The organism is Streptomyces xanthophaeus (assembly GCF_000725805.1).
Taxonomy (GTDB): domain Bacteria; phylum Actinomycetota; class Actinomycetes; order Streptomycetales; family Streptomycetaceae; genus Streptomyces; species Streptomyces xanthophaeus.
Window position 1 is genome coordinate 231,842 of sequence record NZ_JOFT01000012.1, and the last position, 15,150, is coordinate 246,991.

The 15,150-nt window shown below is 70.4% G+C and carries 14 protein-coding genes; 11 read left to right on the forward strand and 3 right to left on the reverse strand.

Annotated elements, in window-relative coordinates:
- The first annotated feature begins 40 nt into the window (after positions 1-40).
- Entirely contained in the window at positions 41-793 is a 753-nt protein-coding gene (locus IO30_RS0106945; RefSeq protein ID WP_031140341.1) for an SDR family NAD(P)-dependent oxidoreductase, read from the forward strand.
- Positions 790-1,935: a galactonate dehydratase gene (gene dgoD, locus IO30_RS0106950; RefSeq protein ID WP_031140343.1), complete on the forward strand. Its 1,146-nt coding sequence runs from the start codon at positions 790-792 to the stop codon at positions 1,933-1,935. Before IO30_RS0106945 ends, dgoD begins: the two co-directional genes overlap by 4 nt.
- A 52-nt stretch (positions 1,936-1,987) precedes the next feature.
- On the opposite strand, the gene IO30_RS41730 is transcribed toward dgoD, so the two are convergent.
- Entirely contained in the window at positions 1,988-2,803 is an 816-nt protein-coding gene (locus IO30_RS41730) for a peptidoglycan-binding domain-containing protein (protein WP_031140345.1), read from the reverse strand.
- Between the two features lie 618 nt (positions 2,804-3,421).
- Here IO30_RS41730 and IO30_RS0106960 point away from each other — a divergent pair.
- The 6 genes from IO30_RS0106960 to IO30_RS0106985 all read left to right on the forward strand — a co-directional run bounded on the left by IO30_RS0106960 (position 3,422) and on the right by IO30_RS0106985 (position 11,120).
- On the forward strand, positions 3,422-3,721 hold the full coding sequence (locus tag IO30_RS0106960; RefSeq protein ID WP_308443084.1) for a winged helix-turn-helix transcriptional regulator: 300 nt from the start codon (positions 3,422-3,424) through the stop codon (positions 3,719-3,721).
- A gap of 376 nt (positions 3,722-4,097) precedes the next feature.
- A complete protein-coding gene (locus IO30_RS0106965) occupies positions 4,098-5,669 on the forward strand; it encodes an RICIN domain-containing protein (protein ID WP_031140349.1) in 1,572 nt (523 codons plus the stop codon).
- A 528-nt stretch (positions 5,670-6,197) separates the two neighbouring features.
- A complete protein-coding gene (locus IO30_RS0106970; RefSeq protein WP_107065014.1) occupies positions 6,198-7,247 on the forward strand; it encodes a substrate-binding domain-containing protein in 1,050 nt (349 codons plus the stop codon).
- Positions 7,248-7,368: 121 nt separating this feature from the next.
- Complete coding sequence (locus tag IO30_RS0106975) at positions 7,369-8,976, forward strand: sugar ABC transporter ATP-binding protein (RefSeq protein ID WP_031152845.1); 1,608 nt, start codon at positions 7,369-7,371, stop codon at positions 8,974-8,976.
- Positions 8,973-10,004 carry an ABC transporter permease gene (locus IO30_RS0106980; RefSeq protein ID WP_031140354.1) on the forward strand — a complete coding sequence of 344 codons (1,032 nt, stop codon included), beginning with the start codon at positions 8,973-8,975 and terminating at the stop codon, positions 10,002-10,004. Before IO30_RS0106975 ends, IO30_RS0106980 begins: the two co-directional genes overlap by 4 nt.
- A 309-nt stretch (positions 10,005-10,313) precedes the next feature.
- A complete protein-coding gene (locus IO30_RS0106985) occupies positions 10,314-11,120 on the forward strand; it encodes a DeoR/GlpR family DNA-binding transcription regulator (protein ID WP_373316510.1) in 807 nt (268 codons plus the stop codon).
- Positions 11,121-11,128: 8 nt separating this feature from the next.
- Here the strand turns inward: IO30_RS0106985 and IO30_RS47580 are convergent, their stop codons facing one another.
- Together IO30_RS47580 and IO30_RS47585 are read right to left on the reverse strand one after the other, a co-directional pair.
- Entirely contained in the window at positions 11,129-11,401 is a 273-nt protein-coding gene (locus IO30_RS47580) for a response regulator transcription factor (RefSeq protein ID WP_051858996.1), read from the reverse strand.
- Positions 11,368-11,553 (reverse strand): response regulator transcription factor, encoded by a 186-nt coding sequence (locus IO30_RS47585; protein WP_051901977.1) that lies wholly within the window; start codon positions 11,551-11,553, stop codon positions 11,368-11,370. The genes IO30_RS47580 and IO30_RS47585 overlap by 34 nt, the downstream gene beginning before the upstream one ends.
- 436 nt (positions 11,554-11,989) lie before the next feature.
- Between IO30_RS47585 and galT the strand changes: the two genes are divergently transcribed.
- From galT to galK, 3 genes are read left to right on the forward strand one after another with little or no spacing between them, the layout of a single operon-like run.
- The gene (galT, locus tag IO30_RS0106995; protein ID WP_031140358.1) at positions 11,990-13,039 is read left to right on the forward strand and encodes a galactose-1-phosphate uridylyltransferase; all 1,050 of its coding nucleotides are present in this window, start codon (positions 11,990-11,992) and stop codon (positions 13,037-13,039) included.
- On the forward strand, positions 13,036-13,998 hold the full coding sequence (gene galE / locus IO30_RS0107000) for a UDP-glucose 4-epimerase GalE (RefSeq protein ID WP_031140360.1): 963 nt from the start codon (positions 13,036-13,038) through the stop codon (positions 13,996-13,998). The genes galT and galE overlap by 4 nt, the downstream gene beginning before the upstream one ends.
- Positions 13,995-15,128, forward strand: a complete 1,134-nt coding sequence (galK, locus tag IO30_RS0107005; protein ID WP_031140362.1) for a galactokinase — start codon at positions 13,995-13,997, stop codon at positions 15,126-15,128. Before galE ends, galK begins: the two co-directional genes overlap by 4 nt.
- The last annotated feature ends 22 nt before the right edge of the window (positions 15,129-15,150 follow it).

Sequence of the window (15,150 nt, forward strand, 5' to 3'; positions counted from 1 at the left end):
CACCGGCACTTCAGCCCACGACAGCACGAGAAGGACCCCCATGAACCGATTCACAGGGCGAACCGCCGTCGTCACCGGCGCCTCGTCCGGCATCGGCGCAGCCAGCGCAGCACGTCTGGCCGCCGAAGGAGCGGCAGTCGTCCTCGCCGACATCGCCGAAGAAGCAGGCACCGCACTCGCGCGGAAGATCCGCGACGACGGCGGACGCGCCGCGTTCGTGCGGTGCGACGTCTCCTCCGAGGAGGAGTGGAGCCATCTGAGGGACCGCGCCCACGCGCTGTTCGGCCCCGTCGCCATCGTGCACAGCAACGCCTTCGTCCATACCCACGCAGCCGCCCACGAGTTGCCCGGGAGCGGCTGGGATCGCGAGCTGGCCGTCAACCTCAAGGCGCCCTACCTGGCCGTCCGGACCTTCCTCGACGACCTGCGCGCCGCCCGCGGCTCCTTCGTCGCCACGTCCAGCGTGCACGCGCTGTGCAGCCTGCCGGGCTACCCGGCCTACGCGGCGGCCAAGGGCGGCATGTGCGCGCTCGTCCGCCAGCTCGCGGTCGAATACGGGCCGGAGGTGCGCTTCAACTCCGTGCTTCCCGGGCCCGTCCTCACTGAGAACTGGCGGGACGTGGACGAGGAGGGCCGCGAGCTCTCCGCCCGTGCCACGGCCCTCGGACGGCTGGGCCGTCCCGACGAAGTGGCCGCCGCCGTCGCCTTCCTGGCGTCCGACGACGCCTCGTACATCACCGGCACGAACCTGACCGTGGACGGCGGCTGGGCCGTGAAGAAGGAGTCCAAGTGAAGATCACATCCCTGCGCACCTACCTGGTCGCCCCCCGCTGGTGCTTCCTGCGCGTGGACACCGACGAAGGCATAACGGGGTGGGGCGAACCGGTCGTCGAGGGCCGCGCCCACACCGTCGCGGCAGCCGTCGAAGAGCTCTCGGACTACCTCATCGGCCAGGACCCGATGCGCATTGAGGACCATTGGCAGGTCCTCACCAAGGGTGGCTTCTACCGCGGCGGCCCCGTCCTGTCCAGCGCGGTCGCCGGCATCGACCAGGCGCTGTGGGACATCGCGGGCAAGGCCCTGGGGGTTCCCGTGTGGCAGCTGCTCGGCGGCAAGGTCCGGGACCGGGCCCGGGTGTACAGCTGGATCGGCGGCGACCGCCCGAACGACGTCGCGCAGCAGGCCGCCGCCCGCAAGGCCGAGGGCTTCACCGCCATCAAGATGAACGCGTCCCCCCAGCTGGAGCTGATCGACACCGCCCGGGCCGTGCACGACATCGTCGAACGGGTGGCGAGCGTCCGGGCCGAGGTCGGTGACGACTTCGACATCGCCGTGGACTTCCACGGCCGGCTCACCCTTCCCATGGCCCGGCGGGTGCTTCCCCTGCTGGAGCCGTACCTGCCGTTCTTCGTCGAGGAGCCGGTGGTGCCCGAGATGAGCCAGCACATCGGCGAGGTCGTACGTTCCACCAGCATCCCCATCGCCACCGGCGAACGGCTGTACTCCCGCTGGGACTTCAAGCCGGTGCTCCAGCAGGGGATCGCCGTGGCCCAGCCCGACCTCTCCCATGCCGGCGGGATCTCCGAGGTGCGGCGCATCGCGGCGATGGCGGAGGCCCACGACGTCTCCCTGGCCCCGCACTGTCCGCTCGGCCCGATCGCGCTCGCGGCCTGCCTCCAGGTGGGGTTCGCCACGCCCAACCTGCTGATCCAGGAGCAGAGCCTCGGCATCCACTACAACGCCGGATCCGACCTGCTGGACTACCTCACTGACCGGTCCGTCTTCCGCTACGAGGACGGCCACGTCGGCCTGCTCACCGCACCCGGCCTGGGCATCGACATCGACGAGAAGGCCGTCGAGCGGGCCGCCGAGACCGGGCACCGGTGGCGCAATCCGATCTGGCGACGGGCTGACGGCTCGCTGGCCGAATGGTGATGCGTCGGCCCGCCGTGCGGGCGGGCCGTACGCGGCAGCCGGCCGGTCGTCGTCAGGGAGTCATCGACTCCAACACCCGCCGGGTGGCTGGGCCGTAGACCCCCGGCGGGTCGCCGCGTACGCCGTGCTTCGCCTGGAACCGCTGGACCTCGTGTTGCAGGTGCTGGTCGTAACGCCCGCGCTGGGGGCGGGACCAGGCCCCGATCTGCGCGAGGCGCTGCTGCAGTTCGACGACCTGCGGCCCCGAGTCGTGTCGGCGCAGCGTCGGCTTCTCGGCGGGATCCGCTGACGGTGAGGCGGAGGGCGCTGCGGTGCTCGGTGCGCCGGGGAACCGACCGGCGGCCGGCGCCGAGTTCGACCCGGTCGGTGTGTTCTCGGCAGGCGCGGACGGGGCTGCCGTGGAGGGTGCACCCGCCGGACTGGTCCCGGTGGCCGGAGCGGTGCGCCGCGGGCTGCTGGGGAGCGGGCCGGGGGACCGGGACGGCTCAGGTGCCGCGCTCGGTTCCGTCTCCGCTTCGAGCAGGTCGAGTCGGGTCGCGGGTGCCTGCGCCGTGGACTGTCCGGCGTCGTGGTCGCGGGAGAAGGCGTACGTGCCGGCGATCGCGGCAGAGCCGATGAGGGTGGCGACGGCGGCGGTGATGCCCAGAGTCCGACGCCGTTTCGTGGCCGGGTGGGCGCGGTGGACCCCGTGGTGCGCCTCCCGGGCCAAGACCACGGGTTCACCGAGGGGTTCCGGTCCGGCGGGCAGGCCGCCGTCCTGCACCACCCGCGGTATCACCCACGTCACCGTGGCGGAGGTCGGCCCGCCTCCCGGCACGGCTTCGTGCAGGGACAGGTACGGCCGGACCCATTCCTGGCCGAACTGCACCGGGGTGCAGGAACATCGAAGGCTGTCACCGCAGTGTGGGCAGAAGGGGGTGCTCACTGGACTCCAGTCGGCTGGTCCGGGACGTGGTGCAGGGGCCGTCGGCGCACGGCGTCGTACAACTCGGGTCTTGGGGTGCCCCCGTGCGCACGGGCATGTCACAGGGCGTGCGCTGCGGCAGGTCCGTGCCGCGAACGGGGGTGAGAGGCGAACCTAGTGTGTGTGGGGTGTGGAGATCCAGCCCCACCGGGTCGCATTTCGTAACGATCGGCTAACCCGACGCACGAGTCGCACTCCGTGGACAGGCTCGGGAACGGTGAGTCACGCCCGGGCCGGGTTCCCGCAGTGTAAGACCCCTGATATCGCACCTCGATCCGTCTCGCCCGTCATGCACCCCTTCACTATGGTTACCCTCTTCCGAAAGAGCTGGGCCGCCTGCTTCTTGACAAGAAGTCGGTAAGGAAACGGCTCAGTTCCTCAGGTGGATAACAACCCGCAAAGGAAATTGCTTTCCGCGGGGAAGTGGGGACGTGGAACATGAAAGGCAGGGAACAACCGATGGTCAGTGGCTGCACCGCCGGGAGGCACGACGTGTACGCGGCGCGGTGCCCGTGTCGGGAAGTGTTCGACCTGCTGGGCAACAAGTGGTCCGCGCTCGCCATCGGCGCCATGGAGGGCGGCCCTCAGCGATTCGGCGCTCTGGCGCGCCGCCTGGAGGGTGTGAGCCCGAAGGTCCTGACCAGTACGCTGCGCCGCCTGGAGCAGGAGGGCCTCGTGGACCGGACCGTCTACCCGGCGGTGCCGCTGCACGTCGAGTACGCGCTCACGCCGCTCGGACGCAGCGTGGCGGAGCCCCTGGCGCAGCTGCGCGGCTGGGTCGAGAGCCATATCGACGAGCTGCGCGACACCCAGGCCGTGTAGGTCTGCTCCGTCGTCGTGCGGTCGGGTGGACGCGGCGGGCGGGTTCTCCAGCAAGATCACACAACGTTGACTTTCTTGTGCGTCTGTCTGATTCTGTTCGGCGTGAGGCTGCCACCGGGCAGTTCCACTCCGTCCGGCTGCCCGCGTGGATCCGGTCCCGCACCGTGTCGCGATTCCGGTGGACCGCCGTGCGGGCGGATAGGGCGCTCCCGTATTGGCGCGGGGAGAAATCTGAACGCCTTCCGCCGCAAAAATCGGCATGGGGCAAGCGCGCAGGGAAAATGTCTTCCGCATTGCCGCCGGAAAGTACTACCGGTGGGGATGTCGTGTCCTCAACAATGGGCCGACATCGCTCCCCACCCAGGATGTTCCCCACGTGTCGAAGAACCCTCATTCTGCTGCGCATCGGACGACCGATGCGCACCTGTGCGAAATCATCCGCACGGGAGATCCCGCCGCACCCGAGGCCGAGGCCGAGCTGCGCCGGCGGCACCTGCCGCGCCTGGAGGCATTCGCCCGAACGGTCGCCGGCGACCTCCTGCCGGTCCGTCCGGCGCCGGACGAAGCCATGGACCTGTTCCTGCGCGAGTGCGCCGGTGCGTCGGCCACCCTCGAACGCCCGCCTCGCCTGGTCCTGTTGACGATGGTGGCCCCGCTCTCCACCGGTGCCCACGGAGCTGGGCCCGACCCCGCCTTCCGGACGTTCGTCTCCAGCGGGTTCGCCGCCCTGTCCCCGCGCACGCAGGCCCTCCTGTGGCATGCCGTGGTCGAGGCGGAACCGGACGACTGCGTCGCACGGATCACCGGAGACCACCCCGATGCCGTGGCGGATCTGACGCAACGGGCCCTGGTCGCCTGCCGGGCAGCCTGCCTACGGGCCCATCTGGACCTGCAGACCACGGCGCACTGCCCTGCGTACGCCCGCCTGCTGGACGCAGCCGCCCACCGCGCGGACGTGCGGACGAACCCCGATCTGATCCGGCACGTCGACGAGTGCCCCGGCTGCGCCGCCGCGCTGCGCGGCCTCACCGCCCTGGGCGACGACCCCCGTACGGTTCTTGCCCGTTGCGTGCTCGGCACCTTCGGCCCCGCCTACCTGGCCGCCGTGGCCCCGTCCGCCGCGGACGGCGCGGACACGCTGCCCCTGCACGTCACGTCCCGTACCCGTCGGCCCGGGCCGACCGAACGCATCGGGGGCGTCATCGCCTTCCTGCGCAGGCCCGCCGGCTGGGCCGCCCTCGGTGCAACGACCGTCCTCGTCACAGCGGCGGCGCTCGTGGTCGCCGCCCGCCCGGCCTGGAGCCCGCCGGCGCCCGCCGCGGCGCCTACGGCGCAGCCACGACCGTGCGCCGACGCGGGCACCGTGGCACCCGGCCCCACGCGGACCGTGGCGCCGCCCAGCACAAGTGCTACGCCCCGGATGTCCCCCACTGCGTCGCCGTCGCCCGAGGTTTCGTCGAGCGGTGCGCCGACGCCCGGTCCCTCGACGTCCGTGCCGGTGCCCACGAACGATCCGGTCCAGCCCTTCCGCGCCTCGGCGTACGTTCCCGCGGTCAATTCCGGCACCGGCCTGTGCCTGGACGTGCGCGGGGGTGCGTTCGCGAACGGCGCCGACGTGGTGACCACGAGCTGCCGCGACGGCGCGTCCTCCCAGCAGTGGCGCCTCGACGAGAAGGGCCTGCTGCACAACGCCGCCAATCCGCACTACTGCATGGACGCGCGGGGTACCACCGGCGACGGCGTGGGCATCTGGTCGTGCTCGGCCTTCGGTTCCAGGGCCACCGGAGAGAACCTGGTCTTCTCCACCGACGCTGCCGGACGCATCAGGCCGCGCATCGCACCGGGCTTCGCCGTCACCTCCGGCAGCAGCGAGCCCGGCACCCCGGTCGTCTTCGGACCGTCGGGACCGGCGGCCGAGCAACGCTGGCACGAACCTGCCCGCCAATGAACACAGACGAACAGGTTCGCGCGTAAGTCAACACTCCGTTCGCGGAGCTCACTCGGCCTGCCGTTCGCCTGACACGCGTGCGGAGTTCCTGGCGCGGGGGTGCCTGCTACTCCTCGTCAGAGGGGGTCGCGCCAGGCTGAACCCCTCCTGCCACCTGCTGTTTTGTCCTGCAAGGTGAGGGTGGGGGAGCGGGCCCCGGGCTGCGGGCGGTACGCGGGCTGAAGGTCACGGCGGCGCATCGATCGGAAACCTCCGCTTCACCCTGTTGACTTATGACGGAAACAGCGCTTTTCTCTGTTGCATCAAGTGCGAAACAGGCCGACTGTGGCGGATTCCTCGGGTCGAGGTAATCAGCCGAATCGTCCGGTACGTCGTCGAGTGAGGCCGGATGCCGGGTCCCGCTCGACAGGGCCTGCCAGGCCCAGTGGGCGCAGTCAGCGACCACCACGACGGCCGGCCCGTAACCCGTCCCGTCGTGCGCCACCCACCGGTCGGCCCCGTGCGACCCGTCCAAGCAAAGGGAATGACATGCTCGCTCACCACAACCGCCGACCGATGGCAGCCGCGGCTCTGGGCCTGGCCACGATGCTCGTCGTGTCCGCATGCTCCAGCGGCCAGGAGACCCAGGCCGGGGGTGCGGAGGTGGGTAAGGTCGACGGCAAGATATCCCTGGCCTACCTTCAGAAGCAGGGTGACCAGGAGTACTTCATCGGTGAAGCCGCCGGCGCGAAGGCCAAGGCGGCCGAGCTCGGCATCGACCTGAAGATCGTGAACCTGGGCAACGACGCGAACAAGACCGTGAGCGAGGCCCAGGCGGCCATCTCCCAGAAGAGCAACGGACTGATCGTCGTCGTTCCCGACCCCGCGGTGGGTCCGCAGGTCGTCCAGCTGGCGAAGGACGGCAAGGTCGCCCTGCTGACCTCTGACGACCAGATCTGCAGCACGGGCCCGGACCCGTCCTCCTGCGGTGCCGACGCCCTCGTGCCGCGCATCGGGTTCAGCGGCGAGCAGATGGGCGGCGAGGTCGGCAAGCGGGCCGCCGAGGAGTTCAAGAAGGCCGGCTGGAACCCCGCCGAGACCCGGACGATCTCGGCCTGGAAGCAGGACGTCACCGTGTGTACCGACCGCGTGAACGCCTCGAAGAAGGCGTTCACGGAATCCGCCGGCGCCCCGGTGCAGAACATCGACGTGCCGACGGACAACTCGCCGACGGGCGCGCAGGACAAGATCGCCGCGACGATCACCGCCAACCCCGCGGTCAAGCACTGGGTGGTGTGGGGCTGCAACGACGAGAACGTCCAGGGTGGCGTCACCGCCCTGGAGAACGCCGGCTTCAAGGCGGACGACGTGATCGGTGTGGGCCTCGGCGCCTACCTCGCCTGCAAGAACTGGACCTCGGGCAAGCCCTCCGGAATGAAGGCCGCGCTCTTCATCAACGGCAAGGACGTCGGAGCCCTGGCCGTCCAGACGATGTACGACAAGCTCAAGGACGGCAAGGACTTCCCCAAGGAGGCCTTCGCCCCGACCAAGATGGTCGACGCCTCCAACTGGAAGGACGCAGGGGTCACTTGCGGCTGATGCCCGCGCCTGTCTCCAGGACGGGGGCGGCCGCCGCACCACCGGCCGTCCCCGTTCCGACCACCGCCGACCAGCAGCGTCGCTGAGCCGGCACACGCACTCCTCAGCTTGCGAGGCCCCTATGACCACAGGCGACACAGAACCGCCCACTGCCGCCGGCCCCACCCCGTACCCCGGCGAAGAGATCGCCGTGGAGAACGTCACCAAACGCTTCGGTGCCGTACAGGCGCTCGACGGTGTCACCCTCTCCTTCCCCCGGGGACAGGTGACGGCCCTCATGGGCGAGAACGGCGCGGGCAAGTCGACGCTCCTGAAGATCCTCACCGGTGACCACCAGCCCACCGAAGGAAGCATCGTGTGGGACGGGCGCCCGCGCACCTTGTCCTCACCGCACGACGCGCGCGCGGCCGGGATCCGCATCATCCCTCAGGAACCCGAGATCATCCCGCACGTCTCGGTCGCCGAGAACGTGTACGCGGGGTCCCTGCCGCGCCGTGCGGGGCGCCGCCTCGACCGTGCCGAGCTCCGCCGCCGCATCACCGCCGACCTGGCCCGCCTCGGCTTCGAGAAGGTCATCCATCCTGACCAGCTGGGCTCCGAACTGACTCCGGCCCAACGTCAGTTGGTGGAGATCCTGCGCGCGCTGACGGGCGACGCCAAGGTCATCGCCTTCGACGAGCCCACATCCTCGCTCTCCGAGAACGAGGTGGAGGCGCTCTTCGCCCTGATCGACCGGCTCCGCGACCAGGGCATCGCGGTCATCTACGTCTCGCACCGCATGAAGGAGATATTCCGTCTCGCGGACCGCATCGCGGTCCTGCGCGACGGGACCGTCGCCGGTGTGCTCGAAGCCCGCGACACCAACGAGGGCGAAGTCGTCCGCCTGATGGTCGGGCGTGACCTGTCCTCCCTGTTCGTACGCCAGGACGTGGCCCGCGACGAAGTGGTCCTGCAACTGGAGGACGTCACGACGGACGACGTCCGCGGCATCGACCTCCACGTCCGCGCCGGAGAAGTGGTCGCCCTCGCCGGACTCATGGGCGCAGGCCGGTCCGAGCTGGCTCTCGCCCTCGCGGGTGACCGGCCGATCCGGTCGGGCCGCGTCTCGGTGAACGGCCGGCCCCTGCGCCTGCGCAGCCCCAAGGACGCCATCCGGGCGAGCATCGGGCTCGCCCCCGAGGAGCGCAAGGCGCAAGCGCTCTTCCTCCACCGCTCCATCCGGGACAACACCTCCCTGGTGAGCCTGGACCGGCTGCGCCGGTGGCGGTTCGTCCGGAGCGGTCAGGAGAGGGCGGTGGCCCAGGACTTCTCCGACCGGCTGCGGGTGCGTACCCCCTCGATCGAGCACGAGGTGCGCAAGCTGTCGGGCGGGAACCAGCAGAAGGTCGTCCTCGCCCGGTGGCTCCTGCGCAAGCCGAAGGTCCTCATCCTCGACGAGCCCACGCGCGGCATCGACATCGGTGCCAAGGCGGAGATATACCGCATCATCGCCGACCTCGCCCGGGAGGGGGTCGCCCTGCTGGTGATCTCCTCGGAACTGCCCGAGGTCCTGGGCCTCGCCGACCGGGTCGTCGTGATGCAGAACGGCCGCATCACCGGCGAACTCAGCCGCGGGCAGGCGACCGAGGAAACGATCCTCAACCTCGCCATGGCCGACGACCTCGCCCTCGTCACGCCCGACGCATCCGACCGACCGCACACCGACTCCGCCGATGGAGACGTTCGATGACCACCACCCAGACGCCGACGACGACCGAAGACATCCCCGCGCCGGTGCGCAAACCGGCACGGTCCCTGCTCTCAGCGCTGGGCGGTCAGAACCTCAGCCTGATCGGTGCCCTCGCCGTGGTGCTGGCCCTGTTCGGCACGCTCAACGACAACTTCCTCAGCATCTCCAACATCCAGGTCATCGGCGAAGCCGTGACGATCACCGGTCTGCTCGCCATCGTGCAGACGGTCGTCATCATCTGCGGCGGGCTCGACATCTCCGTCGGATCCCAGGCCGGCCTGGCCTCCGTGGTGAGCGCCATGGTCTTCACCTCCGCCGGATCCAACCCCTATCTCGGACTTCTCGCCGCGATTGGCGTCGGGATCCTCGTCGGCGTGGTCAACGGCATCGCCATCGTCTACGGGCGGGTCAACCCCACCATCGCGACGCTCGCGGGCCTGGCCGCCTACAAGGGCGTGGCCCAGCTCGTCTCGGGCGGCCGTGCTCAGGGCTACGTCCTCAACGACCCGTTCTTCATCTTCCTGGGGCGGGGGAAGATCGCGGGGGTTCCGGTGATGATCTGGATCCTGGTGGTCGTCGCGCTGGCCGTGCACGTCATGCTCAAGTACACCGACATCGGCCGCAACCTCTATGCCATCGGGGGCAACGACACCGCGGCCCGGCTGGCCGGCATCAACATCAACAAGTACCTGGTGGCCGTCTACGCCCTGATCGGCATCGTCGCGGCCGTCGCGGGCATCCTGCTGACCGCCCGGACCGGCTCGGGACAGCCCGTCTCCGGCAGCGAGGGCCTCGAGCTCAAGGCGATCACCGCGGCGGCGCTCGGCGGGTGCGCGCTCAAGGGCGGCAAGGGAGGCATCGGCGGCACCCTCCTGGCCGTCGCCCTCCTCGGCGCACTGGAGAACGGCCTCACCGTCGAGGGCATCAACACCTTCTGGCAGAACGTCGCCCAGGGGGCCCTCCTCGTTGCCGCCGTCGTCATCCAGCAACGCCGCAGCGGCGAACGCGCCGTCGGACTGCCCCACTGACAGCCCGCGGTCCGCGTACCGAGGCCCGTCCCGAAAGGGACGGGCCTCGTCGGACTGCCCGAGAGGCAGGGCGAAAAAGGAGAAAAATAGGGAGGTAGATCGGCTTCGGGCGCTGAAACGCAATCAATCGCATGGGGCATGGGGCAGACGTGTGCGCCCCTATTTCTCAAGCGGGTACAAAAGCAGGGAAAGGCGCCCACCGGAACGCGGGTTCGACCCGGGACGACCCTGCGGCTCTCTTGTATCCCCGTAATGGGTGCAGTGTACAATTGCTCCTCGTCTGTAATTCGCTAGAGATGATCGGGTGGGATTGTGGCGGAGCCGGGACCGCTGGCGGCCCAGCGGAGAGAACTGATTCTCGACATCGTGCGCCGCAAGGGGGCGGTGCGCGTGGCTGCGCTCGTGGAACAGCTCGGGGTCTCCGACATGACCATCCGCCGCGACCTGGACGTACTGGCCAGGTCCGGGTCCGTCGAGAAGGTGCACGGCGGGGCGGTGAGCACCTCGGGGACCACTGCCGACGAGCCGGGTTTTGAAGCCAAGTCCGCCCTCGAGTCGGCGGCCAAGGCAGCGGTCGCCGACGCGGCCGCCGAACTGGTCAAGCCCGGCAGCGTCGTGGCGATCTCCGGAGGCACCACGACGTACGCCGTCGCCCACCGGCTGCGCGACATCGCCGGGTTGACGGTGGTGACCAACTCCCTGCCCGTGGCCGAGCTGCTGAGGCCCTCGGAGAGCAAGGACGGGGCCGCCGGCCCGACGGTGCTGGTCACGGGGGGCGCCCCCACGAAGTCGGCCTCTCTGGTCGGCCCGTTGGCGGATCAGGCGATCCGGTCCCTGCAGGTCGACCTGCTGATCGTCGGCGCCCACGGCGTCTCCGAACGCGCCGGGGTGACCACTCCGAACCTCGCGGAGGCGCAGACCAACCGCGCCCTGATATCCGCCGCCACGCAGCTGGCCGTGGTGGCCGATCACAGCAAGTGGGGCATCGTCGGTCTGAGTCGGTTCGCCGAGCTCTCCGAGATCGACTACTTCGTGTCCGACGAGGGTCTCGGCACACAGGCACGTGCCGTCCTCGGCGAGAACGTCGGCCGACTGATCCTGGCCGGAAGTCACTAGGCCGGACGTCAGGGTTGGAAGCGGTAGCCGAATCCGCGCACGGTGGTGATGCGCTCGCGGCCGATCATGTGGCGCAGCCGCTGTACGTGTACCCGGATGCGGGCCACCAGGACGGGGACCTCGAACGGCTTGGTGAGGTAGTCGTCCGCGCCCGCCTCCAGCCCGAGCACGATGTCCACCGGATCGGTCCGCGCGGAGACGACCAGCACGGGCAGAGGGCTCGCCGTGCGGATGAGGTGCACCAGACTCAGGTCGTCGAGGCCCGGCAGTACGGCGTCCACGACCGTGACGTCGGGGCCGAGGGCCCCCTGAACCGCGCCCAGCCGTCGATGCCGTCGACGGCGGTGTGTACCTCGTACCCGTAGCGTTTCAGGGCGAGCGAGGTGGCTTCGCGCAGCGGGGCGTCGTCCGCCACCAGCAGGACCGACGTCACGGTCGGCCACCCGTGGGAATGCATGCGGTTGCGGCCGATACTGCCGTGGTTCTGCCCATCGCCCGCCTTCGCGCGTAAACCACCGGTGCATTCGGCACCGTTGCCCCCATGTCGTTCCCAGACGAGAAAAACAATACTTTCTACGTTCATGGGCGGGGGTGCGGACAGTTTGGCCACACCGCAGATGCGTGTCAAGAAATGCCGGTACCCACTCTGATCGAAGTCCCTTACGGCATAGGCCACTTGTGCGCGTAGGGCGAAGGGCGTGGGGTGCAGGGTGATGCGAGCGTCGACATGCCCTGCCCGTCGCGCCGGTCGTGGACGCAGCGCTGCCGTGCCTCGACGTATCCTGGCGTTGACTTTAGTTGATTCATGTTTACTCTTGTCGATGTATGGCTGCCGCAGCCGCCCCCCTTCGAGAGACGGGCACGTTTCCGTGAAGAGAACCACCACGAAGCTCGCGGACGGCCGCGAACTGGTCTACTACGACCTCGACGAGAGCGCGGAACGCGACACGGTCGACCGCCGCCTGCTGGAGCCCGTCGAGAGCAGGCCCGAGCTGCGGCTCGACCTGGCGACCGGTGACTGGGTCACGATCGCCTCGCACCGGCAGGGCCGTATCCACCACCCGCCCACCGACGCCTGCCCCCTGTGCCCTTCCTGGGACGGACACCACAGCGAGATCCCGGCGGGGGACTACGACGTGGCCGTGTTCGAGAACCGCTTCCCCTCCCTGGCAGGACGCCTCGGCCGCTGCGAAGTCGTGTGCTTCACCCCCGAGCACGACGCGAGCTTCGCCGACCTGACCGAGGACCGGGCCCGCCTCGTCCTCGACGCCTGGGCGGACCGCACCGAACGGCTCTCCGCCCTGCCCGGGGTGGAGCAGGTGTACTGCTTCGAGAACCGCGGAGCGGAGATCGGCGTCACCCTCGCGCACCCGCACGGGCAGGTCTACGCCTTCCCCTTCATCCCGCCGCGGACCGCCAAGATGATCGCGGTCGCGGACACGCACCGAACCGTCACCGGAGGGAACCTCTTCGAGGACCTGCTGGCCGAGGCCCGTGCCGCGACCTCGCGGGTCGTCCTCGCCGGCGAGCACTGGACGGCCTTCGTCCCCTACGCCGCCCGCTGGCCCTACGAGGTCCACCTCTACCCCCACCGCCGCGTCCCCGACCTCACCCGTCTCACGGAGGCCGAACGCGCCGAGTTCCCCGGCATGTACCTGGACCTGCTGCGCCGGTTCGACCGGCTGTTCCTCCAGCAGGGGGATGCGGTGACGGCCGTTCCCACCCCCTACATCTCCGCCTGGCACCAGGCGCCGAAGTCCGGGGGACAGGAACTGGCCCTGCACCTGGAGCTGTTCACCGTCCGCAGATCGGCCGGCAAGCTCAAGTTCCTCGCCGGGGTCGAATCGGGCATGGACTCCTTCGTCAACGACGTGGCGCCCGAGGCCGCGGCCGAACGCCTGCGGGAGGCCGCAGCATGAGCAGGTACCTCGTGACCGGTGGAGCCGGCTACGTCGGCAGCGTGGTCACGGCCCACCTCCTCGAAGCCGGCCACCGCGTGACGGTCCTCGACGACCTGTCGACCGGGACGGCGCATGCCGTTCCCGCAGGCGCCGAATTCGTCCGTGGAGCAGTCGCGCGGGCCGCCGACCTCCTGGACCGCGGCTACGACGGAGTGCTGCACTTCGCCGCGTCCTCCCAGGTGGCCGAGTCCGTCCGCGACCCGGAGAAGTACTGGCGCAACAACGTGCAGGGTTCGCTGGAACTGATCACTGCCATGCGCCGGGCGGGCGTGCGCACCCTGGTGTTCTCCTCGACCGCTGCCGTGTACGGCGAACCCGAACAGCTGCCGATCGCCGACCGCGCCCGCACCGCGCCCACCAGTCCCTACGGGGCGACCAAACTCGCCGTCGACCACCTGATCACCGGCGAGACCGCCGCCCACGGGCTGGCCGCCGTGTCCCTGCGGTACTTCAACGTCGCGGGCGCCCATGCGCACCACGGCGAGCGCCACGACCCCGAGACGCACCTCATCCCGCTCGTCCTCCAAGTGGCCCTGGGGCGGCGCCCGCACATCGAGGTCCACGGCGACGACTACCCCACGCGCGACGGAACCTGTGTACGGGACTACCTCCACGTGTCCGACCTCGCCGCGGCCCATCTGCTCGCCCTGGACACGGCGCGCCCCGGCGAGCACCTGATCTGCAACCTGGGCAACGGTGAGGGCTTCACGGTCCTGGAAGTGATCGACTCCGTCCGGCGGGTCACGGGCCGTACGGTCCCCGTCGTCGTCCGGCCGCGCCGCCCCGGCGACCCGACGGTGCTCGTCGCCTCCGCCACCCGCGCACACGACCTGCTCGGCTGGCGCCCGCGCCACACCGGGCTGGACTCCATGGTCGCCGACGCCTGGGCCTTCGCCCTCGATGAGGAGAACGAGTGAACGAGGCCTTCCGCCGCATCTTCGGCGCCTACCCGGACGGAGTGTGGGCAGCTCCCGGCCGGGTCAACCTGATCGGCGAACACACCGACTACAACGACGGCTTCGCGCTGCCCATCGCCATACCCCAGAACACCTTCCTCGCAGCGCGGCGGCGGCGGGACGGACGGCTGAGGCTGCACAGCGCGCAGGGCGACGGCCCGGTCGTCGACCTCGCCGTCGCCGACCTGGTGCCCGGAGTCGTCACCACGTGGGGCGCCTACCCGGCCGGGGTCGTCTGGGCGCTGCGCGAGGCCGGCCACCGGGTCGGGGGCGCCGATCTCCACTTCGACAGCACGGTCCCCGCGGGCGCGGGCCTGTCGTCCTCCGCCGCGCTCGAGTGCGCCGTCGCCGTCGCCTACGGCGACCTCTACGGGCTCGGCCTCGGCGCTCCGGAGCTCGCCCTGATCGCCCAGCGGGCGGAGAACGGCTTCGCGGGCGTCCCGTGCGGGGCGATGGACCAGATGGCCTCCGCCTGCTGCACGGCCGGCTCAGCCCTGCACCTGGACTTCCGCGCAGGGGTCCACGAGCAGGTTCCGTTCGCCCCGGAGGAGCAGGGGATGCGCCTGCTGGTGGTCGACACCCGCGTCAAGCACGACCTCGGCGACGGTGCGTACGCCGCGCTGCGGGCCGGGTGCGAGAAGGCCGCCCGGCTGCTCGGCCTGGCGGCGCTCCGGGACCTCGCGCCCGCGAACCTGGCCCGTGCCGAACCGCTGCTGCCCGCGCACCTGGTGCCTCTGGTCCGGCACGTGGTGACCGAGAACGCGCGGGTCGCCGAGGCCGTATCCCACCTGCGGGCGGAGCGCGTCGCGGCGCTGGGCCCGATCCTCTCGGCAGGGCACGCCTCGCTGCGGGACGACTACCGGATCTCGTGTGCCGAGACGGACCTCGTGGTGGACACGGCCCTGGAGGCGGGCGCGCTGGGGGCGCGCATGACCGGGGGCGGTTTCGGCGGATCCGTCGTCGTGCTGGTGGACGACGAGCGCGCGGACGCGCTGGGCGCCGCCGTCACGGGAGCCTTCCGCGACGCCGGCTACCAGGAGCCGCACCTGTTCCAGGTGGCACCGGCGCCCGGTGCCCGGCGCGTCGCATGAGGAGCCGCAGAGGCTCGGGCCG